The following is a 23,486-nucleotide window of genomic DNA, read 5'->3' on the forward strand; positions in this document are numbered from 1 at the left end:
CTTTTGCATAATCACAGCGTAGCTAATTAATCCGCGAAATCTACATAATCCGTACCTAAAAATAAATACATTATTATTCAGTCATAAATTTCCAAGTAACAGTAGCTATATTATCCGGTTTTCCTTTCTCTGCTTTAGAAATAGTACCTTTCAAACGTCCTTTCTTATCACGCGTCACTTTGATATCGCGCCAAGAATATGCTCCCTTTTCATAGTCAAAAGTTTCACCGTCATCATCATACAAACGATAGGAACCATCCGCCTTACCATAATGGCGAATTTCAAGATTGACCTTCTGTCCTGCCTTAGGTGCATGGAGTGTAGCTTCCATAAAAGGAATAACCGCGCCATCCTTCACGTACACAGGTATACGATCCAAGCCGGGTGCAACCTTTATTCTCTCACCATTGCCCACATATTTACCAGTATAAAAATCATACCAATCACCTTGCGGCAATACGACACTACGTTCCTTCTGTCCTGCAAACATAGGAGCAACCAATAGGTATTCACCTGCCATATATTGGTCTTTTATCTCTTTAGAGATAGCTTCCAGATAAGGATTATCTTCCAAATTGGAATTCTTTATTTCTGTGCTGACAGCTTGTTCAGGATTGAATCCTGGTTCAAGATTCATGGCACGGAAAGGAGGAATACCGTCAAAATGATAACGGGCAAATTCCGTATACCAATATGGCATCATCTGCATACGCAAAGTGGCATATTCTTTAATTTGTCCGGCCACTTCGGGGAAAGACCAGGGTTTGGTTCCACTTGCCCAAGCATTGATCATCGCCATCGGCGAGAAAACAACAGACTGAAAACGACGTAACCATTCCTCTGCTGTTTTGGAGCCACGCACTTCAGGAGTCCACAAAACGCCACTAAAACCTGAATTAATCAAAGCAGTAATGAAGTCCTGATGACTATAATAATCATTATAAATAACATAAGGGAATGAGCTGCTACCACCGTTGGAAGCACGTACTAACCCGAAAGTACGTTGATTACGTTGTTTATAAAGGTCTGCTGTAGTACGTTGTACCCACAAACCGTATGTCTGGCGCATCTGCTCGGCAGACTTACCACTGGGGAAAGTCGCCACATCAGGCCATACGTAACGGTCATAACCGTCTACTTCGTCAATCTTATAACCACTGACCCCAATACTTATATGTTCTTTCTCCAATTTATCTTTCCACAATTGGCGAGCCTTTTCACCTGCCAAATCAGGGACTATGCCACACCATACAGTATGCGAACCGCTGACAGGATACATTGCCTTATACACATCCGATTCTGGTGACAGATAAGGATTAGTCCACAGATTAATGCGAACACCCTTATCCATCATTTCCTTTACAAAACCGGCAGGATCGGGAAAACGTCCACCATCCCATTCGAGCGTACAAGGATAAGCTTTACTTTGCCAACCCGGTTCCAATCCGATAAAATCGAGTGGATAACCCTGACGTTCAAATTCGTCGGCTTCTTTCTTCACATCTTCTGCTGTATAGAGCTTCTTGGTACGTTGAGTGAAGCCCAATCCCCAACGCGGTGGCAAAGTACCGCCACCACACAGCAGATTATAACGACGTACCACATCCATCGGTGTAGGCCCGGCAAAGATGTAAATTTCGGCGCCGGGAGCAGGAACAAGAATAGAAACCGCATCCGAGTACGGGCTGGAAGTCCACGATTTGTCCGTATTACGATCTTTGGCAACCGGTGCATTAGGACTATCCTTGCGAGCACCATAACCTGCATAAACTGTAAGATAACGGGCTGAATTGATAAAGACACCATAACCCAAACTGGAAATATAAAATGGTACAGGTGCATGTGTACGGCCATTATCCTTACCACCATAGTGATCTACGTGCAAATTCAGTATCTTACCACGTTGATGTACAGTCTGGAAGTTCAAGCCAAAGCCATATAGTTGTTCTTTTCTCTGCAATGGGATACGAAGACTGGTCTTGCCATCCTGTACCTCGCCTACAATCTCATTGGCAAGCGATGGTAAGGTTACCTCGGGCAAACGTGCAAAGCCTTCTTTCAACGGGGTAACCCCCGCCACACCCAGCAACGAATATTCTTCGGGAGTACCAACCACACCTTTCCAAACTCCAGGTTCAATCTGTTTCCAGGCTATTTGTGCATTTACCGGAAGCAGCATCAATACCGCAAGTGCTCCTAAAATCAATTTCTTTTTCATGTTTTTTATTATCTGTTAAATATTAGATTAATTTCCTAATCAGCAATAGTTCAACAAAGAAACCAAATTATAGCTTATCTGTATTGCAATATTGTTCCAAAAATTTTCAAATATATCCAAAACACTGCAATATACTATAATTCATCTTATTAGAAAAGAGGTCTATGTCCATATCTGAAACAAGCCCTGTCTATTGAAGAAGATATTTAAAACCGGAAACAAACTTCATCTCAGCAGCCAAGATGCACATCTCAACTGCTAAGATACACATCCCGGCTGCTAAGATATACATCCCGGCAGCCGAGATATAACTTTTCCTTGAAATAAACATGTTTTATCTCCTATCGGAGTATGCCTTATCAAAGGAATGAAACAGTGTCATCAATAACAACTACCGGATAACACCGGCAAAACCTCCGTTGGGAAGAAGCTTTACTTTCACCATTCCATTTGTATTTTCTACTGTCCTATAATCGAACGTATCCTTATCCGCTCCATCTGTAATCATCTTAAATGATTTATCTTTGCAAGCTGCGGGAAGCGTAAACTCCAGTTCGCGGTCCTCATTCTTGCCATTAATTCCACCAATATACCAATCATTACCCGAACGGCGGGCTATAATCACATAATCCGACGGATAACCGGCCAACAAACAACTTTCATCCCAAGCAGCAGGCACATCTTTCAAAAATTGCTTAGGTTGTTCCGGCAATGCAAGATAGGCTTCCGCCCTATCGGCAAAGCACTGGAACCCCGACTCAAATACGACTGCCAAGGCCAACTGATGCGCTACGGTAGTCTTACGGATGGCAGGTACTCCCTGACGTATCTTATTGGAGAAAGTCACCGGAGTATAGTCCATGGAACCTACTACATTACGGGTGAAAGGAACCGTCGCATTATGTTCGGCCGCACGGTCACAACGGGGTTGTTGTCCAAGCGTTTCTCCTCCACGAATAGCTTCCGTAGTCATCAAGTTCGGATAGGTACGCTCATAGCCACGTGGCAATGTAGCACCATGCAGGTCAACCAACAGATGATTATCGGCCGCGTCTTTCAAAATAGCGGGATACAACTGGATAACACGTTGCTTGTCGGAATCGAAAAAGTCGACTTTGATACCTTTAACACCAATATCACTAATACGTTTCATTTCAGCACGACGCAACTCCGGATCACACATAATACGGCGAGCCGCTATCGTGTCATTCTCATGTCCGGCGCCGGAATGATACCACAACCATACGCCTACTCCTTTGGGTTGCGCATATTTCACAACATCTTCCATAGTGCCGCCATTACCCATACGTTGCCAACTGGCATCTATCAACATATATTCCCAACCCATTTCCGCACTAAGATCCACATACTTCAACTGTTCCTTGAAGTCGCGTACGGAAGCACCATTATACCACCAACTCCAGCAAGCACGTCCGGCCTTTATCCAAGACTCGTCTTCCACCACGGAAGAAGGGTTCAGATGAGATACCATCTGGTTCTGGAAAATCGTATTCAAATTATTCCCTACGATAATGGCACGCCATGGAGTATACCAAGGCATCTGTGAAACAGGTTCTACGGCATCCGGCACAATAGGTTCATCCAATTCGGGGAAACGAATTTTATAGGCACCTTGAGTACCTGAATTATCGATATGGGTAGCCGGATATGTACCATCCAATTGGGCTTCCGTTATCATCATCCACAAACCGTTGGTCTGAAACAACATGGGAAAAGCCCAGCCTCTGCCATGCTTACAGTCTGAACGGATATCTATCCCATTTTCACAATACTGTTCATAACTGGGTTTCTTACGACTGTTCCAGTCGTATGGATGTATCCACGCCTTGCCGTTTACCGGTACGGCAAACTCTGTATGTTCAGCTTGAATGGTATGAGTTTTATTATCCGCATCAGGAAATCCGTAGCGAAAAGCGACTCCATTATCATAAACACGAACAATCAAATCGAAGTCAAGACCTTTCTCCGTACGGAATGTGAATATTTGTTCACGACAATCGTTCACCGTATTCATCTTTTTACCGGATTTCAACTGATAGGTTTCGGTAATATCTTTCACCGGAGTAACAGATACAAATTTAGCGTCTTTACCACACTCCTGAGTGTCCATCACCAAACCCAAAAGAGAATTTTCGATAGCTACCGTATCATTGTAATAGACCGAATAAGATAAATCTTTCACTCCATCCGTTTCTTTGTTTTCCAATACAAAACGGACATTATTATCCTTTGAAGTTAATTCCCATGAGTCAGGGGGTGTACAGGCGGTCATCAAAGCCGCTCCCAGCAGAATTGCTGCATTCCATAGTTTATTCATGATATTTGTTTTTAAGTGTTGTTTCATTTCGGAGTAAACATAACTACATATCCACCGCCTAAACGCATGTGACCGGTAAGCGAGTCTGCATTACGACAAAATACACGTTGTACGGCAACTGCCGCCGCGTTCGACGGATTGTCATTGAGTACAGTCCCTTCATACCATCCATCACCCAAGAAAGATAACGGGAACTGTATCATACGTTCCTGCTGACCATTCAGCACAGCCAGAAACCAGATCTTTCCACTCCTACGGGCAAAAGCAGCTACCTCACCAATCTTACTGGACGGCAGAACGATTGTTTCATCCCAAGTAGCCGGTATTTCCTTCAATACTTTGACAGCAGGGCTATCCAGCATCTTCTGAGGATGAGAGCCAAAGAATGTCACCGAAGAATTAAAGACCAAAGAGGTGGCAATCTGATGGGTCCAAGAAGTTTCCAAACGACGTTCTCCAAAAACAACTGGAGTATAATCACCCGCACCTACCACCAAACGTGTAAAAGGAAGAGTCGTATTATGGGTAGACCACTCATACTGTTTCTTACCATATTCCAGTCCACGGATACCTTCACGGCTCATCTCATTAGGCCACGTACGTACTTCTCCCGCCGGTTTATTACTGCCATGTATATTGAGCATCAGTTTATATTCTGCTGCTTCTTTCAGGCAAGCCTGATACAAATCAATAAATTCTTTCGATTCGTGGGAAAAGGCATCCAGCTTCAAGCCGACAATACCCAAACGATGACATCTCTCAAACAATGCTTTGCGCTTCTCCGGATCACGAACGTCACGTCCATGACGCCATAACCAAACTTTTACGCCACATTTGGCCGAATAATCAACCAGATCTTTCAATTGTTCATCCGTCCAACGATACCAAAAAGCATCGACCGTATTGTATTCATAACCCAATTCTCCCGCTAACTTGGAGAATTCCTTCATACCCTCCACGGTACGGGCGCCACCATCAAGCCAACACCATACAGAACGCCCAGGTTTCACCCATTCGGTATTTACACCTTTAGGAAAAAGTTTCTTGTCGGGAGCAGGTGCCAGATTAGTAATCAAATCGGTATTAACCAATCCATTCAAATCATCAACGATGACAACAGCCCGCCAAGGTGTTGTAATGGTACCTATTATTGTAGCTGGCAAAGAGAGACGCCGGGCATCTTCAAAGCTATAATCGTGCGCAAAAGCATAACTTGAAGGTTGGGCATGCCCCAATCGGGTTTCAAAACCATTGTTTCCATTCGCTTGAAAGGACATACCGGCATAATTCATCAAAGCAGATTCTGTAAGACAAAGATAACCGGAGTTTCCGGGAAGTTGTACGGTTACAGGAGGAGCAGCCCACTCTCCTTTCGTTATCTCAGAAATTTCTTTCTTTTGGTGCAAACCTTCATAATGGCAATACATGTCATGATACCAAACCTGACTGCCGGCAGGAAGAGTAAACACCGTATGTTCATCCGGTGTTCTTGCTTGCTTATTTTTTCCGGGAAGTATCAGGCGAAAAGCTATTCCGTCATTATACGCTCTGGCTTCTAAAATAAAATCTGTTTTCAGTTGTTCGTTCTTCAGTTTAAGCAACAAACCATTACTTTTATCTACAGCCATAGAATGAGAACCACGTATAGGATAGGTATCATCCGTCTTATAACTATCGGAAGATAATAATCGGGGAGAATTACAGATTTCAGCTCCATCTACCGTCATACGAATAGGAGCTTCCATCAAAACAGTTTTTCCCGATTTACGTACGTCATAAGTCAGATCATTATCTTTCAATCCAATTCGTAATACAATGGAACCATCCGGACTGGCGACTGACGATAACGTCTGGGCATTCATACTTATAAAAGTACAGTATGCCATGAACAATGTACATATAATCTTTCTCATGACTATTTATTTGTAGATTTGCATATCTCCATCCTCACAGATTATTTCCGGACGAGCATCCGAATTCTTCAATTCGAATGTAACATTCTTCAATTTCAAACCTTTTACGTGACGTGCCCATACCCCATAAGCCGGGATTTTAGGACCGAATGTTTTCACTTCGGGATATTTATCAACAGCCTCGGGAACCTCAGACAATGCATCTTCACTGGTACCTGTTCCCAACAGACGGATATGAATATTCTCCAATGTCAAGTTGGTGATATAGTGTCCGGGAATACCGGTAATCAAAATACCGGAAGGTGGATCCAACTGTGCTTTGTCGGCAGCAATAGCTTTCACATTACGAATAGTAACGTTCTCAAAAACTCCAATGGGCTGCTGCGTATCCTGAGTCTTACGGAAAACGCTCAAACGGGCACCTAGACGGAACAACATAGGAGTGCGGACTTCATCCATCGTTATATCTGATATTTCTACATTACGCAAACATGCACCATCGACAGAAAAGAGTTTGATACCTCCATTTTTAGTGTCATAGATATGGCAATTACTGATTTTGATATTCTCAAATCCCGCCATTGATTCCGTTCCCATCTTAATGCCTGCCTGATTACTCTTCAGCTTCATGTTAGTAACAATAATATCGTCACATCCCATCTTACTGGAGGTCGTTTTGAAACAGAGTGCATCGTCACCACTAATGATATCACAATTGCTGATACGTACATGCTGGCAACCGTCAATATTGATACCGTCGTTATGTGCCACTCCAAAACTACGGATAGTCACATTATTTATATTGACATTCCGGCACTGAAAATAATGGGATGTCCAAGCTCCGGCGTATTTTAAAGTCACATCTTCTACCTTCACATTCTCGCAACGTACCCAACGAAGCAGGAAAGGACGCAATCCCCAACGTTTACCTTCGGGACGTGTATCGGTTTTGATATGACGTTCTTTCAATGCAGAACCTTGCCCGTCAATGGTACCTTCTCCTTCCAACGTAACGTTCTTTGCATCTACCGCAACCATTAATGCCCAACCGACATCTATACCCAACCCCTCTGTAAAAGGATCCAGGTTATCATACGCTTTATAATCTGTAGTACCTAAAATCAGTGCATCTTTCTCCAAATGTAAAGTAACATTATCTTTCAAGACAATCGTAGCTGAAAGATAAGTTCCTGCAGGAACTACCACGGTTCCCCCTCCAGCCCGATAACAGGCATCAATAGCTTTCTGAATGGCAGGAGAATCCATCTTCTTGCCATTTCCCCGAGCGCCATATTTCTTCACATTGAAAGTTTCGCCCGCTTGCATAGCCAACGGAACAATCAGTAATAAAAGCAATAATCCCCAATAATTTCTTTTTCTCATAATATTAGTATTAATTTATGTTTGTCTTCATCTTATCTCTTTTGCAATAGAAATCGAATATATCTTATTACTACGGCGCCCGGGATGTTGCAAACTCAATTCGTTTACTCCTCTTTCCAACATAACAGGAAATACGAACTGTCCACGCTTATTTCCAATTGTTGCCAGATAACCTATATTTTCACTAACCAACTTTCCATTATTATATAAATAAGAAGGTACAGGATTTCCACCGGTATAAGAAACCATCAGATAATATTTACCCTGATGGGGAACCTCAGCCTTCCAAGCTATGGTACCGTTAGAACTTCCTTTTTCACCTTTAAATTCTACAGAGCCGTCTTCATTCAGTGTTGCCGATCCACTTAAAACCATTTCCTTAGGTTGACAAGTAATAAGTGGTTTCAAACAGCGTTGTACCAATCTTTGTGAAGCAGCAACTTTATGATTATTCAAAGCTTCCAGGCAATAACCAGTAGTTTTTCTCAAATCAAGCGGCAACACTCCTTCGAGGTTATCTAATCTTTTACCATTCAATCTTACCTCATCAGCATTGGAGATCTTATAATATAAGTTTGTTCCATCAGCATAAAAATATTCAATGGCCGGGCGCTGTTCATTCATGGGTACCCTATACAGTTCTATGCCTTTACCCGTTCCTAAATTACGACTATACAATCTCTGGTCAGGATTGTTCCAGTGTTCATGTACCCCAAGACTCCCTTGTGCCTTACCCATATAAGCAATACCGGAAGGCGGATTGCCTATATTGGCAGCTTCATGCAAAAAATTATCAGCATTTGCTGGAAGAGGGAGTTCGGAATAAATAAAGTCAAGAACTACCGATTCAATGGCTACTTGGTCGTTAGATGCCAGAAAGCTGGATGTCCAACCATTATTGAAAGGAGCACGCTTGAAACGTATAGCTTTACCATTATGTTTGGGATTGACATACATTGCGTCTACGATATATACTAATGTATTCCCTCCAATACGTTCATGAGCCATCAAATCGACTATGCAATTATAAGTACCCATCCCTCGGAAAGAGGACCAATCACGAATGGAAAGATGAAGAGGCGGTACATTTCCTACCGAACCAAATTGGTTCTTACCAGTAGAAGTGATACCTGTCTGTCCAGCGCTGTCGCGCCATTTATCCGTCGGTTCAGAATGGCGTTTCATCAAAGCCATATTAATCATATAATCCGCTTCATAGGCAGCACGTGCCAAACTCATGGCGCCTGTATCTGTTATTTCGCTGGAATAATGAATAACATCTTTAACAAAACCACCCCAGTTCTGATAATTTACATCAGGATAAATCGGCTGTACATAATCGTATATAGCAGAAATACCCCGTCGCTGTGCATCATAAATCGTAATACAATTCTGCGGGACCTTCATGATATCTACCAATTGATGCAATAAGGCATATACCGATTGCGGAGTAGCATCTATTATATTAGAACCACCATTATCATTCAGATTGACTTTAACAGCTATTTTTTCTCCCTTTTTATAAAGAGCCGCTCCTTTACCTTTTTTATAATTAAAAGTACGAAACAGCTCTTCCCATGCCTTATCGATGGTATTTTGACGAGTTAATGAAATTATTACTCCTTCCATCATATCATTGACACGCGTCTGGCTATTATTATTTGCATCCGAATAAAGCCCCCGCTCACCATCCCAAGCAGCCGCTTTAGGATCGTATGCCCAAGCCACACGCCCCGGATGGATACCTTTTGCAACCCCCATCGGCGTGTTAGGAGAATCAATAGGAGTAAAATGTCCCATGTCCGTACCATTATCTATCTGTTTCCTAATAACCTGTCCCATCAGAGAGTTGTCTACTGACATCACATATAAAGTTCCTGATAATAGGACGCCTATCGATAGTACCGACAATCCTAAATAAAAACGGCGGGAATACCATAAACTACGGAAGCGCTTCCATGTTTCCACTCCCACAAGTGTACTACTGATAAATGCCACAAAAGAAAAAGCTATGGGAGCTGCTATTTGTTGGCAAGGATATTCAATGCGACTGGGCTTGGGTACCACACGAATCAAGAACCATACCAAAGCCACTATCCCCAACAGAGGAAAGCATATCTTCAATGCAACATTCTTTTTATTAATGCCAACGATACGCCCACTTTTGGGACATGTTTTAAAGAACCACTGTTTTATTTTATTCTTCATACCATTAGATTAAACATTAATAACCTGAGACAAAAATAAGGATATAAAAATGAGACGATTTTAAGAATTCATTCAAATCCTTGAAAAATCGTCTCATAGTACAAATAGGAAATCATTTATGTGAATAAACCAACTCTATTCCTATATCTTTTCCCATATTTCTACTGTATTTTTTTTCAATGGGATTATTCCAGTGTTCCAATACTCCCAAACTTCCAACTCCGGTACCATCTTGTTCCGGATCATAAAAAGTATTGGATAATGGAGAATTGGCCATTGCAGCCTCTACCAAATACATATCACAATAATCTACATCTGCCATACGCGGGAACTCTGAACTTAGAAAATCGATACCAACAGCGTCAATAGCAACAGGATCTTGGGATGCAAAAAGCGAACAAGGCCAATCATTATTAAATGGAACCATTTTCCACTTTCCGGAAGGTGCCCCATTCACCTTTTCCGAACCATATAATCCATCAATCAAGAAAAGCATTGTTTTTTGTCCCAAATCCTTGTGAGCTATAAAATCTGTAAAAGTCATATAACGGGGCTTTCCTCCACGATCCTGGTTAAAATTATTATGTTGGTTCTTTCGGAAATTCCGGTCTATATCCGTCACTCCATACCAATTCTTGGCACAGAGCGTCACCCCTTGTCCGCCATGCCCTTTCAATAAGGACATATTTATTAAATAATCGGCTTCTATTACACAATCAGCCAACCCACGTGCTAAACGTCCATTATCTTCCGAATAAGGAATAGCATCTGCCGTATAAGTTGATTTCGTACGGCCTGCTCCACCCTCATTATCCAAATAGATGATATCAGGAAATTCGGAATGGCACTTATTGAATAATGTATTGGTTATAAAACGACTTGCATCAAATACCGTAATTTGTTCTTGCGGAATTCCCCCCTCATTTACAAGACTTCGCAATAAAGCGAGTGTGAGATGAGGAGAAGCATTCAATTGTTCACAATCTTCATGGGAAAAAGTATTGTTCTGGTTGATTTTAATAGCAATCTTTTCACCTTTCTTATAACCTTTCTTCCCTCTTTTATGTTGCTGATTGAAAGAAACAAACAAAGCATTCCATGCCGCCTTTTCTTTTTTCTCACCCGTCAGCATAAATAACGATTGATTGATCAACCAATCAGCATCTTCCTGATTATTCCAGCGATCTTCATACCAGAAACCGGTTCCTTTCTCCCAGGTAGCAGCTCCCGGAGCATGAGCCCAAGTCACACGTCCCGGATATATGCCCCGTGGAGTTCCTACCGGATTATTCTTACCCCATGCCATACGCGGTTCTGTAACCGGTAAAATGGCTTGTGCCAATAAATCTGTACTATTCTCTACCAATGTCATGGTACCAAACAGACAAAGGCACATAAAAGAAAATATACCTACAACTACTTTACGTTGACGAATAGCATTATATAGTTTACGCCCACTCCACCATGTAACAGTAAAAGAGAGCAAATAGGTAACAAACGCCGACATCATTGGAGCAGCAGTTTGCATACAAGGATAATAAGCACGTGACGGTTTGGGAATTACACGAATAAGAAACCACAAAGTTGATGAGAGTCCTAATCCCCAAAAGAGAAACATCCGCATATGTCTTGAAGAAAACTCACCTCTTTCCGTCTTTTCTTTGAAGTATAAATAAATCCGTTTCATAATCTTCTCATTTACCGCTGGTAGCTTGTTCTCTACTGTTTCCGGGATATAATTTCACTAACCGCACACCATGAGATGCAATATCCGTAACAAATTCCGTATCGGATTTTGCCACGTCTTTCTGTCGCCACAAATCACGTACAGTTTGTTCTCCACGAATACCGACAGACTTCCAGGTAAGTGTAGCTTTAGCAACAGAATTACCACGATTAAAAAAGCCTATAGCCATAGAACCATCTTCCAAAGGTTTGGCATAAATTACAACAGAACCTTTCTCACTAATTAACGTACCCTGTTTACCAAGAGGGTCTTGGTTTACTTCAATGACCTCATCATTCGTCAGAAGACTCAGTGTGAAATCATCTAACTGCGCCATATCACAACCTATCAATAAAGGAGAAGACAACAATGCCCACAAGCTGATATGAGTATATTGTTCATCGGGAGTAAGACGAGTATAATGGAGTTTTGGTCCCCAACCAACCATACCTACTACCAACATATCCGGATCGGGCCAATGTCCGGGACCCGTATAAGCAGCCCATTTAGTCTGATTAAATCCCAAACTGCTCATTCTTTCCCAAGTATCACGGATATCACCGGTAGTACGCCAACAGTTTGCCATCTTCTCCCATTGCACGGCATCTCCCCAAGGAGCACTATTTGAAAGACTGAACACAACATCACGGTTATGAGAGCGTAAAGCGTCATGCATCTCTTTCACGTGATACACATCATTCGGATTCCAATCATATTTCAAATAGTCCATTTCCCAATCCATCCATTGTTGAACATCGTTCTTTACAAAAGAAAACTTTCCATGATGATAGTTTACCCCATGTTTGGTTTGTTTGGTAGGATCCACATAACGGTAATGCTCGTTGGCATACTTTTCCACCCAGTCGTAAGTTCCGTCAGAATTGTCGCTGTAAGAACCTAAATGCCCTGCATAGGTACCCACCCACGGACCGGAATAAATACCAATCTTCAAACCCATAGAATGGATTTCATCGGAAAGAGCTTTCATGTCGGGAAATTTACTGTTAGTCATTACACCCTGATGCTTTCCACCGCGAAGTCCCTGCCAACCGTCATCAATATTGATATACTGCCAACCATGGTTTATCAGACCTTTTTCGACCATCGCTTTAGCTGAACTAAGTACCTTCTCCTGACTAACAGCGTTACCCCAGCAATTCCAACTGTTCCAACCCATAGGAGGAGTAAGCGCTATCTTATCTCCCACGACTATTTTGAAATCACGCCTTGCTTCACCCAAAGAATTACGGGCTATAAAGGTCACTATATATTCACCAGCCTTCTTCACACTTCCGGTAATTTGTCCAGTCACCATATCTACCTTCAACCCTTTAGGAAGATTTTCTACCGCAAAAGTCATTGGGCGGATACCAGTAGCCGGAATAGTATAGAGGAATTTAGAGCCCGGACGAACACCGAAAATCTTTGCTCCATTGATACGGGGAGTATCAGGAGCTTTAGGAGTCAGAATATATTTCCTTAGGGTATCTAACGGAGAAGTTGTTTCCGTAAACTTAGGAGGAGCCAAAGAGAGATCATCCTGACATGCATTATTCTCAGTAAACTGTACTTGCGCTGAGAGCGATACTATTCCACAAAAGAGTAGTACTCCCACGTTAATCATTAACTTATTCATAATATTTAATTTTATTCGACAACTACGTTATGGCTACGAATAGCTTTCACGTTCTCCTTGTCTGTAACATTTTTTTCTACTTGCAGATTTTTTATTTCAGCGCCTATCACATCATCCAGAACTATTGCATAACGACCATCTTTATTTTCTGCGTTTATCTTACAATTATCCAACACAAATCCTTTGACATGGCGTGCCCAGAAACCAAAAGCCGGTTGTATCTTCAAATCACCGACATTATAACGCCCTACTCCGATTTCAGGAGGGCAAGCCTCAGCATCTTCCGATGGATGTCCACCTTTCACCAACAGATTTACATCATGAAATTGTACATTCTCAATATATCCCGTATGTAATCCATTGGGTAAACGGAAAGTCAAGCCACCTTCTATATTTTCTGAGTCCGGTAATTTAAAACCCGCAATAATAGGAGTTGCTTTATTTTGCGAACCATTGTATGCCTTCCAACGATCACCGCGAAATGAACTTCCTCCATAAACTTCCTCAATATCTACCCCTTTTACAATAATGTTCTCTACTTCACCGATATTGGAATTGGTAACTAACAATTCTTTACGTATAGTTCCATTTTCTTTAAACACAAACGGGGCAACATTTGCTCCCAATACTCTGCCACGGTTGGATATAGAAATAAAGAAAGGAGCACGAGTACGACGCATCACGGAACGAGAATGTATCGGTCCTGTCTTACCACTATTAAGATACACGTTCTTAATATGTCCACCATCATTGGTAGAGATAGAAAATCCTGCTTTATTGGCACCCAACACATAAATATTATCAATATATAAGTCCTGAATGTCATCTGCCGTTTCAGACCCGATCTGGAACAGGTTACAATTTGTATCTCCTACTATATTACGAACCTTGTAATCGTGCGCAGGACGAGTAAAGCCTAAAGAACAGTCAGACCCCGGTTTTATGATATCATCCGAACTGACGCGAGAATAAATATTAATAGCCGTTACATCATTACATGCCATAAAATCATAGATATCCCGGGCATTTTTTGAACTGTGTTTGGCGAAATAAGTATCGTGCACATGAATACCATCCGTACCAGTTGCCAAAAGAACGAAATGACCGGCCTGATCGATATGCAGCATATTACTAACGTCAAAATTCTTTTGCCCGTCTTTTTCTATATAACAGGGTTCGTCTCTCTGAGGATCGTACCACATATCTTTATTGATATTCCACCCACCAATTTCTATATTCGTACAAAGTTTCAAAGAAAACATCTTATCAGCACGTTTTTCCGGAGAATTATTCATAACCTTGTCTGTGGTTACAAGATTACCATTACCGGTAATACGCCCTGTACCTACAATTTTAACATTATCTATACGTTCACCGGAGAACATGGCATTACGAAAAAAGGTATGACCGACATCCTGTTTAGTCAAATAATTTTCAGGATCGGCATAAGGACGAGGATCAGTAGGCGAAAGACCAGAACGATAGGCACGATCGCTAAACCAAGTCACTTCAGGTGCATCAGCACCGGGAAGCGCCTGAATAACTGCATCCGTACTAAGGCTTAACCATACATTACTCTGTAAATGTACGGTACGTACATTATAGGTACCGGCTGGAAAATATAAAATACCACCACCTATACCGTTCAACTTCTCAATTGCTTTATTCAACGCATCCGTATCATCGGCTATGGCATCACCCTTTACTCCTAAGGTTTTGACATCCCATAATCCGGAATAATACCAGGCTATATTCGAATCACCCTGATTATCTCCACCCTCCACACTAAGTTTAAAAGCATACAATTGATTAGGTTTTAAACGATAGGCAGCGCCAAAATCATCATCAGGCAATATTTCTGTTTTAACAGGCACCCAAGTTTTCCCCATATCCTCGGATTGTAAGAGTCTGACGGACTTAGCATCTTTAGGAGCAGTCCAATGAAAAGAAGTGAATGACAAGTCCCAATTCTTTTTATATGTAAAGGCTCTCAAAGTATTCCGTGTAAAATCGGTCACCGTAGTAACCCCTTTCAATGTTACAGTAGTAACCGGACTACGTAAGATTTCAGGCTTCGACGTCTTGTACTCTGCTCCAAAAGTATATGTTCCCTTTGAGGGTAAAACAACTCCATTGATACAAAGACGAATATCAGGACCATTAGATGGGCGAAAATCCAGTTCTTTGAAAATCAACAAAGTACCTTTCTTATCTATCTTTTGTAATTCGACTTCTCCTACTCTATTATAAGAATAATTAGTTCCTGTACGTCCTATAGATTGTTTGGAAAGATCACGTAAAAGTACCTCACCACGCCCTATTACATTTACTTTTGTGTTATCAAGAGTGACATCAATACCTTCCGGTACAGAGATTATAACTGTAGTCATAGGGCTACGTTGACCTGCATAAAAATCCAAAGTCAACTTACCTGCAGTTTTTATGGTGAACTCGTCACGATCTATTTTCAAAACAGAAGGCAACGCCCCTTTACGTACTCCTATCGGTAAACGCTTTCCTGAATAGGAAAGTAAACAATCACCGTTTTCAGGCATTCCCAATGTCTTTTCCTTCCCATCAACAGCCAATAGATTAAAAGTACCGACACCTGCATCAACCAATTTTTTTTTCAACTCCATCACAGTAGGAAGAGTTGAAACCAAACCTTCATTTTCCGGTGTATCTACTGTATACCGATAGGTTGTCCCTTCAAATAATAGTAAAGAATCCGATGTCAACTGCCAAGGATATATTTCCTCCGCACGCCCATTTATATTTGTTACTCCTAAAAGTAAACATGCACACAAAGTTTTTGATATCGAAGTTTTCATGTAAGATTGTGTTTGTTATCTATTCAACGATGTAAATCTATATAGTTTATAAACTCCTTTGACGGTTGATACCAATAAGGACCAGCAGCAAAAATACAAGTATCTACTCTTTTTTTCTCAATCATATCTGCATCAACAGGTTTATCAATCATTTTAAACCCTGTACGTATACGTTCGTAAGGTACTGCATCTAATGTACTTTTATTTGCAAACGCCCAAAGGTTATCTATAAACAAAAATCCCGGTAACAATTCATCTGCATTGATTATTTTCAACTGTGGCACCTCTCCGGAATATACGTTATTCGCAAAACGAACATTTCTCGGTAGTTTATCTCCCCGTCCTGAGCCTAGTTCTAATGAACAATTCAGAAAAGTGTTGTAAGCTATATCCACATTCTCTACCCGATGATAAGATGTCAACGGCTCTTTCTTCACATCAGTCTCTGGTGTAGGCCGTTCATAAACCCCTACGCGTACAAGTAAACCGAAAGCAGATACATCTTTTATATAATTATCGTAAACCGTATGTCCTTGGTTAATGATGCGAATACCAGCTGTTCCACGTAAATTATGACCGATAAAAGTATTCGACTCGATTACATTATAATGTCCATGACGGCAAACCAAACCTCCCTGTGACTCATAAAAAAGATTTCTCCGTAACACATTATGGCAAGATTTCACTGAAATAATTTCATTCTCTCCACTGCATCTGAAAAAAACATTATCTTCTACAATGGTACGTGACTCTAACTGAGATGACCAAGAATGTCCAATGCGAATAATTTCCGCACCATTGGCTCCATAGGGCTTACGTTCTCCAAAAAAATTATGATCTATCACATGGTTATTCAGATGATTGTCCGTATCCAACCAAACTTGAAGTACCAATCCTCCTATTTTTTTATTGGCAAAGTAACAATGGTCTATACGATTATTCGTTCCTCTTAAACCGACCCAGTATTCACCTTCCTTCTCTGATTTTGCTTTTTTTTGAGGATCATTGCAATCATCAATCACACAATGAGTCATTCGACAATAGTTAGCATAAATACCTTTCTCCTTTTGAAAATTAATCATATCATGTCCTAACGCCCATGCCTGATAAAAGAACAAACCTTCTAATTGTAGGTATTCTCCATAAATCTTCAAATTCAATTTACCTGAAATGATTGCTTTACCCGGGTTTTGCGCTTTCCATACGATAGGTTTATCAAAGGTTCCTTTTCCTGTAAAATCTATTTCTTCCAAATCCGTATAGGTTCCATCCTGCAAAACAACCACATCACCGGGTTGTAATTTTCCACTACCCATCAGCTGCTTCATTACAGGAATATCTCCGGGTAAGAATGTATACTCTTTAGCAAAAGAGATCTGTAAAACAAATAAAAATAAAAAAGTACATAGTTTTCTTGTCATGTTTTTCTTGATTTAGAGTTTGAAAATTCATAGAGCAAATATAGGAGATTAAAAATCAAATAAAAATAGATGTTCACTTCCGAATAGTTCTTTGAGAAGAAAGTACAAAAGAATGAAACGTTTTTATAAAGTAAGAGTATAAAAAAACTCCCTGACAAGCATTAGGCCCATCAAGGAGTATATCGTAGAAAAAGAAGTTATATTTTATTTCTTAGCAGGAGAAGAATATCGTGCATTCAACCCTTCGAGAATTTCTTGAGTAATATTATAAATGCTGTCAGCATACAACAAATTATCAAAACCGGTATTACTGATAATCATACTGTAACCTTTTGTTTTATTATATTGTTTTAAGAAAGCATTAATAGAATCACGCAACTGCAAGCTGTTCTTTTCATTTTCACTCATTAATTCAGACTGCAACTTGTTACTCAAATTCTGGAGATCTTGCTCCAACTTGGCGATACGATTATATTCCTGTTGAGCTCTTTCCGGAGTAAGATATGCATTATTTTGATACTTAGTCTGAAATTCACGTTTCTGTTTATCCAACTCTGTTGCTTTCTGGTTCAAAGTCAAACGAACATTTTCACTTTTCTTTACCATAGCCTCGTTTAAGTCGACACAATAGTTATATTTTGCCAGAAGCGTATCTATTTCTACATAAGCGATTTTCATTCCGGATAAGTCAGCAGCTTGTGCAGCAGTATTTGTTGTCTGATTATCTGCTTTTCCGGCACATTGAGAAAATAAAACGATTAGTGCAAGAGCTGCCAAACCGTTTACGAGGTAGTTTAATCTCTTCATAATAATTTGTAAATATAGTTTTTAGTTTATTTAGTTCATACTATCGTTTAAGGCTTTTTCCAGTTCGTCAATAGAAAAACGTGACTTTTTCTGCGCTTCTCGATCTTGCGACTGCACACACCCGATTCCTCTATCTCGCATTGCTTTATTACCACTAACATGACCGTTAGGGAATTTACCGTCTTTCACGAAAAAAACTTTTACTCCCAGTAAAACAACACAAATAGCAACTATTAACAAAGTTATCAATACTGTATCGAGCATTTTCATTAATTTTGTTACACAAAAACAAAAAGCTTTGGTTTTGTGGGTGCAAATATAGGGCTTTGGTTGGACTAAGCCTTCTTTTTTACTCTAAAAAAAAAGAAAGGGAAATAAAAGAACCAACTTTTTAACCGTATTTAGCAATAAAGAGTTAAATAAGACCTATTCTGCAACCAATCTGTAGATAGTTTTATTCTATAGAGACGAAATAAATACAGTTCAAGTACAATATAAAAGAGATAACAGGAAGAATTATATTTCAATGAAAAAGAAAAATATGGAAAAAAAAGATTTAAAACCGGCAGGTGTATTCCACTATTTTGAGGAAATTTGCCAAGTACCACGCCCTTCCAAGAAGGAAGAGAAGATTATTGCTTATCTAAAAGCATTCGGAGAACAACATAAGTTGGAAACAAAAGTCGATGAAACCGGAAATGTATTAATAAAAAAACCTGCTACTCCAGGTATGGAAAATCGGAAAACCGTCGTACTTCAGTCGCATATCGATATGGTATGTGAAAAAAATAATGATGTGGAACATGATTTCCTTACTGACCCTATAGAAACGGAAATTGACGGTGAATGGTTGAAGGCTAAAGGAACGACATTAGGTGCCGATAATGGTATCGGTGTCGCCACCGAGTTAGCGATCCTTGCTGACAACAGTATAAAACATGGTCCTATCGAATGTCTGTTTACCGTTGATGAGGAAACCGGACTTACCGGTGCCTTTGCTTTGAAGGAAGGTTTTATGAATGGTGACATTCTACTTAACCTCGACTCAGAAGATGAAGGAGAACTTTTCATTGGTTGTGCAGGCGGTATCGACTCTGTTGCAGAATTTTCATATAAAGAGGTAGATGTACCTGCCGGCTACTTCTTCTGCAAAGTACAAGTCAAAGGTTTGAAGGGTGGACATTCCGGTGGGGATATTCACCTAGGACGTGGTAACGCTAATAAACTATTAAACCGTTTCCTCAGTCAGACTTTTAAAAAATATGATATGTATCTTTGCGAAATTGACGGCGGTAACCTCCGCAATGCTCTCGCTCGTGAAGCCCATGCTATAATTGCTATTCCCGAAGCTGACAAGCATTCTATACGTACAGATCTAAATATTTTAGCTTCTGAAATTGAAGCAGAATATGCTGTAGTAGAACCAGATTTACAATTTATATTGGAATCGGAAACTCCCCGTCCCAAAGCTATTGACAAAGATACTACCCAATGCTTATTGCAAAGTATCTATGCATCACCTCATGGTGTATATGCCATGAGTCAAGATATCCCGGGCCTGGTAGAAACATCCACTAATCTGGCATCTGTCAAGATGAAACCGGGTAACATCATCCGTATCGAAACCAGTCAACGAAGTTCTATCGAATCTTCTAAACAAGATATCGCTAACATGGTACGTACTGTATTCGAAATGGGCAATGCGCAAGTATCATTCGGGGATGGATATCCCGGATGGAAACCCAACCCCCATTCTGAAATTCTAGAAATTGCTACGGCATCTTATAAACGTCTGTTTGGTATAGATGCAAAAGTAAAAGCTATCCATGCAGGATTGGAATGCGGCTTATTCCTGGATAAATATCCTACATTAGACATGATTTCCTTCGGTCCTACTCTGCAAGGCGTACATTCACCTGACGAACGTATGCTTATTCCTACTGTAGACAAGTTCTGGAAACATTTGTTGGATATTCTAAAGAACATTCCTGTTAAAAAATAAATGGAAAAGTGCTAAAATACCCCTACCTTTTTTTACTGTTCTTTTTCCTCTGCCCGTACTTTCAAATGTACGGGCAAGAGAAAAAAGATACTATTATTTTTCGTGCCATGAGCTATAATGTAGAAAACTTGTTTGATTGCCGCCATGATACACTGAAAAATGATTATGAATTCCTACCCAATGCCACAAGACATTGGAATTATCCTAAATACAAGAAAAAGCTGGATAACATTGCCCGCGTAATTATTGCCGTCGGAGGTTGGACACCACCGGCTCTCGTCGCTCTCTGCGAAGTAGAAAATGACAGTGTATTGCGTGACCTTACCCGCTACTCTGCTCTCCGAGAAGCAGATTATCGTTACGTAATGACACAATCACTTGATGAACGGGGTATTGATGTAGCATTACTCTATCAACGAGGATTGTTTAAACTACTTTCCTATCAATGCCTTTCTATTCCAAAGCCCGATAAAAGCAGTCGCCCTACACGAGACATCCTTCACGTCAGCGGATTATTACTGAATCAAGACACCTTAGATATATTTGTTGCTCATTTTCCGTCTAGATCCGGAGGCATCAAAGAATCCGAGCCTTATCGTTTGCAGGCTGCTCAAAAACTGAAAAACACAGTAGATAGCCTCATGCAAATACGATTTCAACCTCAAATATTAATTATGGGAGATTTCAATGATTATCCTCATAACAAATCGGTTAAAGAAATATTAAAGGCTACAATACCTCCTTCACATCCGAATGAATTCCTTAATAAACGATATCTCTACCATCTACTGGTACGAAAAACGAACATATTAAAACATTTCGGCAGCTATAAATATCAGGGAGAATGGGGGCTATTAGATCATATCATTGTTTCGGGAAACTTGTTATGTCTTTCTTCTTCTTTCTACACAGATGAAACGCAAGCAGATGTTTTCAACTGTCCTTTTCTTCTGACTGAAGATAAAAAATTCGGAGACAAGCAACCTTTTCGCACCTATTACGGAATGAAGTATCAAGACGGATATAGTGACCATTTACCCATCTATGCCGATTTTAGGCTGATTTACTAATCAGAGTACTGATATAGTTTCAAATCAAACCTTTGTACCATCACCAACAGATGATCGAATATATCGGATTGAATACGTTCATAATCTTTCCAAACTTTATTACGCAAAAAGAAATAAACCTGGATAGGGACTCCGTAAGTAGTAGGTTCAAGTTGACTGAGAATTAAATCCATATTCTGATTTACTACCGGAAGGCTACACAGATATCGTTCAATATAGATACGATATAGCTGTGAATTAGTAGGAATCTCTCCTTCTATCGGCTGGTAATCCGCCATCAATGGAATTTCCTTACGAATATTATCCAGCATTTCAGGCGTACAAAATTTCAAAGTAGTCATATCCAGATAAATATTCTTTTTTACGCGACGTCCACCGCTTTCCTGCATCCCTCTCCAGTTCTGAAAAGAATTATTTACCAAAGAATAAGGCGGTACGGTAGAAATAGTTTTATCCCAATTTTGAATTTTCACCGTATTCAAAGTTATTTCCGTTACAATACCATTGGCCACATTATTAGGTAAGGCTATCCAGTCACCAATACGAACCATATCATTAGCTGAAAGTTGTACACCAGCTACAAAACCCAAAATACTATCCTTGAAAACTAACATCAATACTGCTGCCGAAGCTCCCAATCCAGCAAATAACGTCATTGGTGATTTATTCATCAACACAGCAACAATAACAATACTACCTATAAAGAACAATAGCACCTGAAGTACCTGTACAAATCCCTTCACGGGACGATTTTTCGGTGTATCTCTCGAGTTATATACATCAAGCATCACCAATAGCATTCCATTGATTGTAAGAAGTATAGCTGTAATAATGTACACCACACATACTTTCTGAGAAAAATCCAACATTCCTTTACCTCGTACAAAGGCTAAAGGTAATAAATAATAAACCAATATTCCAGGTAAAATATGTATCAAATGATGTATCACCTTTCGTTTCATCAGTAGCGTATTCCACTTATGGGGTGAACGTTTAGTGTAGTGTTTCATACCACCTACAAATATTGCCTGGCATAAATAATCTAAACCTACTGATAGAGCTATCATCAGCAACGCAATAATCGTTTCATCAAAACGATCAGCAAACTTCGGACCGATTCCCCAGCCAATCAGGATTTCATTCATCCATTCTCCTAAATTCATCATACATTTCCGCTTTATCGTCAAGGTGTATAACAAACGAAGGAGAAAGATGTTTACTGCTTATAAAATTGTCCGCACCAATGCATAGATCAATATCCCCATAATTGTCGTTCCACCTACTATGGTGGGAACATAAAGACAGTTATAGTCTTTCTGATGTTTATATTTGCATAACAGACAAAAAAGCCGGTAACAAAGAGTAGCTCCTATAAAACCTACAATAGCACCTACCAATAAATCACCGGGATAATGTACCCCCAAATAAGAACGCGAATAACAAGTCACTATAGCCCATAACATGATAAACCAGTTAAGTGCACGGTTACGGAAAAGATAGAAAATAAAGAAAGCAAGACCAAAAGTATTAGCTGCATGACAAGAAGGAAAACCATAACGCCCTCCCCGATAATCATTTACAATCTGTACTAATTCTGAAAGAGGATTTTCCGGATTAGTGGGGCGAAGACGACATACTAAAGGGCGAATAACCGTAGCACATACTTGATCGGCAAAAATAATGGTTAAAGCTACCGCAATGACACACCACAACGCCATCTGCCAATTAAAATTACGCACAATAACATAGAATATAGATACATACATCGGTACCCAAATCCATTTTCCACTAAAAACAAACATAAAATAGTCGGCCCACTCAGCTCTCCATCCATTAACTGCAAGTAACAGGTCAGTGTCTATTTCCACCAATCTTGACAAAACATCAATTAATATCATTCCTCTATCACTTTAACTCCTTATTACCTTTATCA

15 protein-coding genes are annotated in these 23,486 nt (G+C 40.2%); 2 read left to right on the top strand and 13 right to left on the bottom strand.

What is annotated here, in order from left to right:
• Positions 1 to 73: 73 nt before the first annotated feature.
• From DXC10_RS09240 to DXC10_RS09290, 11 genes are all read right to left on the bottom strand, one after another.
• Positions 74 to 2,218: a TIM-barrel domain-containing protein gene (locus DXC10_RS09240; RefSeq protein WP_101545066.1), complete on the bottom strand. Its 2,145-nt coding sequence runs from the start codon at positions 2,216 to 2,218 to the stop codon at positions 74 to 76.
• A gap of 391 nt (positions 2,219 to 2,609) precedes the next feature.
• On the bottom strand, positions 2,610 to 4,556 hold the full coding sequence (locus DXC10_RS09245) for a glycoside hydrolase family 97 protein (RefSeq protein WP_101545146.1): 1,947 nt from the start codon (positions 4,554 to 4,556) through the stop codon (positions 2,610 to 2,612).
• A gap of 23 nt (positions 4,557 to 4,579) precedes the next feature.
• Positions 4,580 to 6,469, bottom strand: coding sequence for a glycoside hydrolase family 97 protein (locus DXC10_RS09250; protein ID WP_101545064.1), 1,890 nt, complete (start codon positions 6,467 to 6,469; stop codon positions 4,580 to 4,582).
• 6 nt (positions 6,470 to 6,475) lie between these two features.
• Positions 6,476 to 7,795, bottom strand: a complete 1,320-nt coding sequence (locus DXC10_RS09255) for a glycoside hydrolase family 28 protein (RefSeq protein WP_370448214.1) — start codon at positions 7,793 to 7,795, stop codon at positions 6,476 to 6,478.
• A gap of 84 nt (positions 7,796 to 7,879) precedes the next feature.
• A complete protein-coding gene (locus tag DXC10_RS09260) occupies positions 7,880 to 10,060 on the bottom strand; it encodes a DUF362 domain-containing protein (RefSeq protein WP_101545062.1) in 2,181 nt (726 codons plus the stop codon).
• A 112-nt stretch (positions 10,061 to 10,172) separates the two neighbouring features.
• Positions 10,173 to 11,747 (bottom strand): DUF362 domain-containing protein, encoded by a 1,575-nt coding sequence (locus DXC10_RS09265; protein WP_117737719.1) that lies wholly within the window; start codon positions 11,745 to 11,747, stop codon positions 10,173 to 10,175.
• Positions 11,748 to 11,754: 7 nt separating this feature from the next.
• Positions 11,755 to 13,422, bottom strand: a complete 1,668-nt coding sequence (locus DXC10_RS09270; RefSeq protein ID WP_101545059.1) for a putative Ig domain-containing protein — start codon at positions 13,420 to 13,422, stop codon at positions 11,755 to 11,757.
• 11 nt (positions 13,423 to 13,433) lie between these two features.
• Entirely contained in the window at positions 13,434 to 16,253 is a 2,820-nt protein-coding gene (locus DXC10_RS09275; RefSeq protein ID WP_117737720.1) for a glycosyl hydrolase family 28-related protein, read from the bottom strand.
• Between the two features lie 23 nt (positions 16,254 to 16,276).
• On the bottom strand, positions 16,277 to 17,674 hold the full coding sequence (locus DXC10_RS09280) for a polysaccharide lyase 6 family protein (RefSeq protein WP_101545055.1): 1,398 nt from the start codon (positions 17,672 to 17,674) through the stop codon (positions 16,277 to 16,279).
• A gap of 204 nt (positions 17,675 to 17,878) precedes the next feature.
• Positions 17,879 to 18,481: an OmpH family outer membrane protein gene (locus DXC10_RS09285; RefSeq protein WP_101545053.1), complete on the bottom strand. Its 603-nt coding sequence runs from the start codon at positions 18,479 to 18,481 to the stop codon at positions 17,879 to 17,881.
• Between the two features lie 30 nt (positions 18,482 to 18,511).
• On the bottom strand, positions 18,512 to 18,745 hold the full coding sequence (locus tag DXC10_RS09290) for a hypothetical protein (protein WP_101545144.1): 234 nt from the start codon (positions 18,743 to 18,745) through the stop codon (positions 18,512 to 18,514).
• A 277-nt stretch (positions 18,746 to 19,022) separates the two neighbouring features.
• Here DXC10_RS09290 and DXC10_RS09295 point away from each other — a divergent pair, with 277 nt between their 5' ends.
• Positions 19,023 to 20,483, top strand: a complete 1,461-nt coding sequence (locus DXC10_RS09295) for an aminoacyl-histidine dipeptidase (protein WP_101545142.1) — start codon at positions 19,023 to 19,025, stop codon at positions 20,481 to 20,483.
• Between the two features lie 65 nt (positions 20,484 to 20,548).
• Entirely contained in the window at positions 20,549 to 21,553 is a 1,005-nt protein-coding gene (locus DXC10_RS09300) for an endonuclease/exonuclease/phosphatase family protein (protein ID WP_117737721.1), read from the top strand.
• On the opposite strand, the gene DXC10_RS09305 is transcribed toward DXC10_RS09300, so the two are convergent.
• Together DXC10_RS09305 and DXC10_RS09310 are read right to left on the bottom strand one after the other, a co-directional pair.
• Complete coding sequence (locus tag DXC10_RS09305) at positions 21,550 to 22,719, bottom strand: mechanosensitive ion channel family protein (protein ID WP_101545049.1); 1,170 nt, start codon at positions 22,717 to 22,719, stop codon at positions 21,550 to 21,552. The two genes, DXC10_RS09300 and DXC10_RS09305, sit on opposite strands and share 4 nt — an antisense overlap.
• Before the next feature lie 57 nt (positions 22,720 to 22,776).
• The gene (locus tag DXC10_RS09310) at positions 22,777 to 23,451 is read right to left on the bottom strand and encodes a phosphatase PAP2 family protein (protein WP_101545046.1); all 675 of its coding nucleotides are present in this window, start codon (positions 23,449 to 23,451) and stop codon (positions 22,777 to 22,779) included.
• Between the last annotated feature and the right edge of the window lie 35 nt (positions 23,452 to 23,486).

Origin of the sequence: Bacteroides sp. OM08-11, from assembly GCF_003438665.1 — a bacterium.
In the GTDB taxonomy this organism is placed as follows: domain Bacteria; phylum Bacteroidota; class Bacteroidia; order Bacteroidales; family Bacteroidaceae; genus Bacteroides; species Bacteroides cutis.

What these genes read in the sequence shown, in the direction of transcription:
- DXC10_RS09240 (WP_101545066.1), bottom strand. Translation starts at nt 2,218, where the DNA reads ATGAAAAAGAAATTGATTTTAGGAGCACTTGCGGTATTGATGCTGCTT.
- DXC10_RS09245 (WP_101545146.1), bottom strand. Translation starts at nt 4,556, where the DNA reads ATGAATAAACTATGGAATGCAGCAATTCTGCTGGGAGCGGCTTTGATG.
- DXC10_RS09250 (WP_101545064.1), bottom strand. Translation starts at nt 6,469, where the DNA reads ATGAGAAAGATTATATGTACATTGTTCATGGCATACTGTACTTTTATA.
- DXC10_RS09255 (WP_370448214.1), bottom strand. Translation starts at nt 7,795, where the DNA reads ATGCAAGCGGGCGAAACTTTCAATGTGAAGAAATATGGCGCTCGGGGA.
- DXC10_RS09260 (WP_101545062.1), bottom strand. Translation starts at nt 10,060, where the DNA reads ATGAAGAATAAAATAAAACAGTGGTTCTTTAAAACATGTCCCAAAAGT.
- DXC10_RS09265 (WP_117737719.1), bottom strand. Translation starts at nt 11,747, where the DNA reads ATGAAACGGATTTATTTATACTTCAAAGAAAAGACGGAAAGAGGTGAG.
- DXC10_RS09270 (WP_101545059.1), bottom strand. Translation starts at nt 13,422, where the DNA reads ATGAATAAGTTAATGATTAACGTGGGAGTACTACTCTTTTGTGGAATA.
- DXC10_RS09275 (WP_117737720.1), bottom strand. Translation starts at nt 16,253, where the DNA reads ATGAAAACTTCGATATCAAAAACTTTGTGTGCATGTTTACTTTTAGGA.
- DXC10_RS09280 (WP_101545055.1), bottom strand. Translation starts at nt 17,674, where the DNA reads ATGACAAGAAAACTATGTACTTTTTTATTTTTATTTGTTTTACAGATC.
- DXC10_RS09285 (WP_101545053.1), bottom strand. Translation starts at nt 18,481, where the DNA reads ATGAAGAGATTAAACTACCTCGTAAACGGTTTGGCAGCTCTTGCACTA.
- DXC10_RS09290 (WP_101545144.1), bottom strand. Translation starts at nt 18,745, where the DNA reads ATGCTCGATACAGTATTGATAACTTTGTTAATAGTTGCTATTTGTGTT.
- DXC10_RS09295 (WP_101545142.1), top strand. Translation starts at nt 19,023, where the DNA reads ATGGAAAAAAAAGATTTAAAACCGGCAGGTGTATTCCACTATTTTGAG.
- DXC10_RS09300 (WP_117737721.1), top strand. Translation starts at nt 20,549, where the DNA reads ATGTACGGGCAAGAGAAAAAAGATACTATTATTTTTCGTGCCATGAGC.
- DXC10_RS09305 (WP_101545049.1), bottom strand. Translation starts at nt 22,719, where the DNA reads ATGATGAATTTAGGAGAATGGATGAATGAAATCCTGATTGGCTGGGGA.
- DXC10_RS09310 (WP_101545046.1), bottom strand. Translation starts at nt 23,451, where the DNA reads ATGATATTAATTGATGTTTTGTCAAGATTGGTGGAAATAGACACTGAC.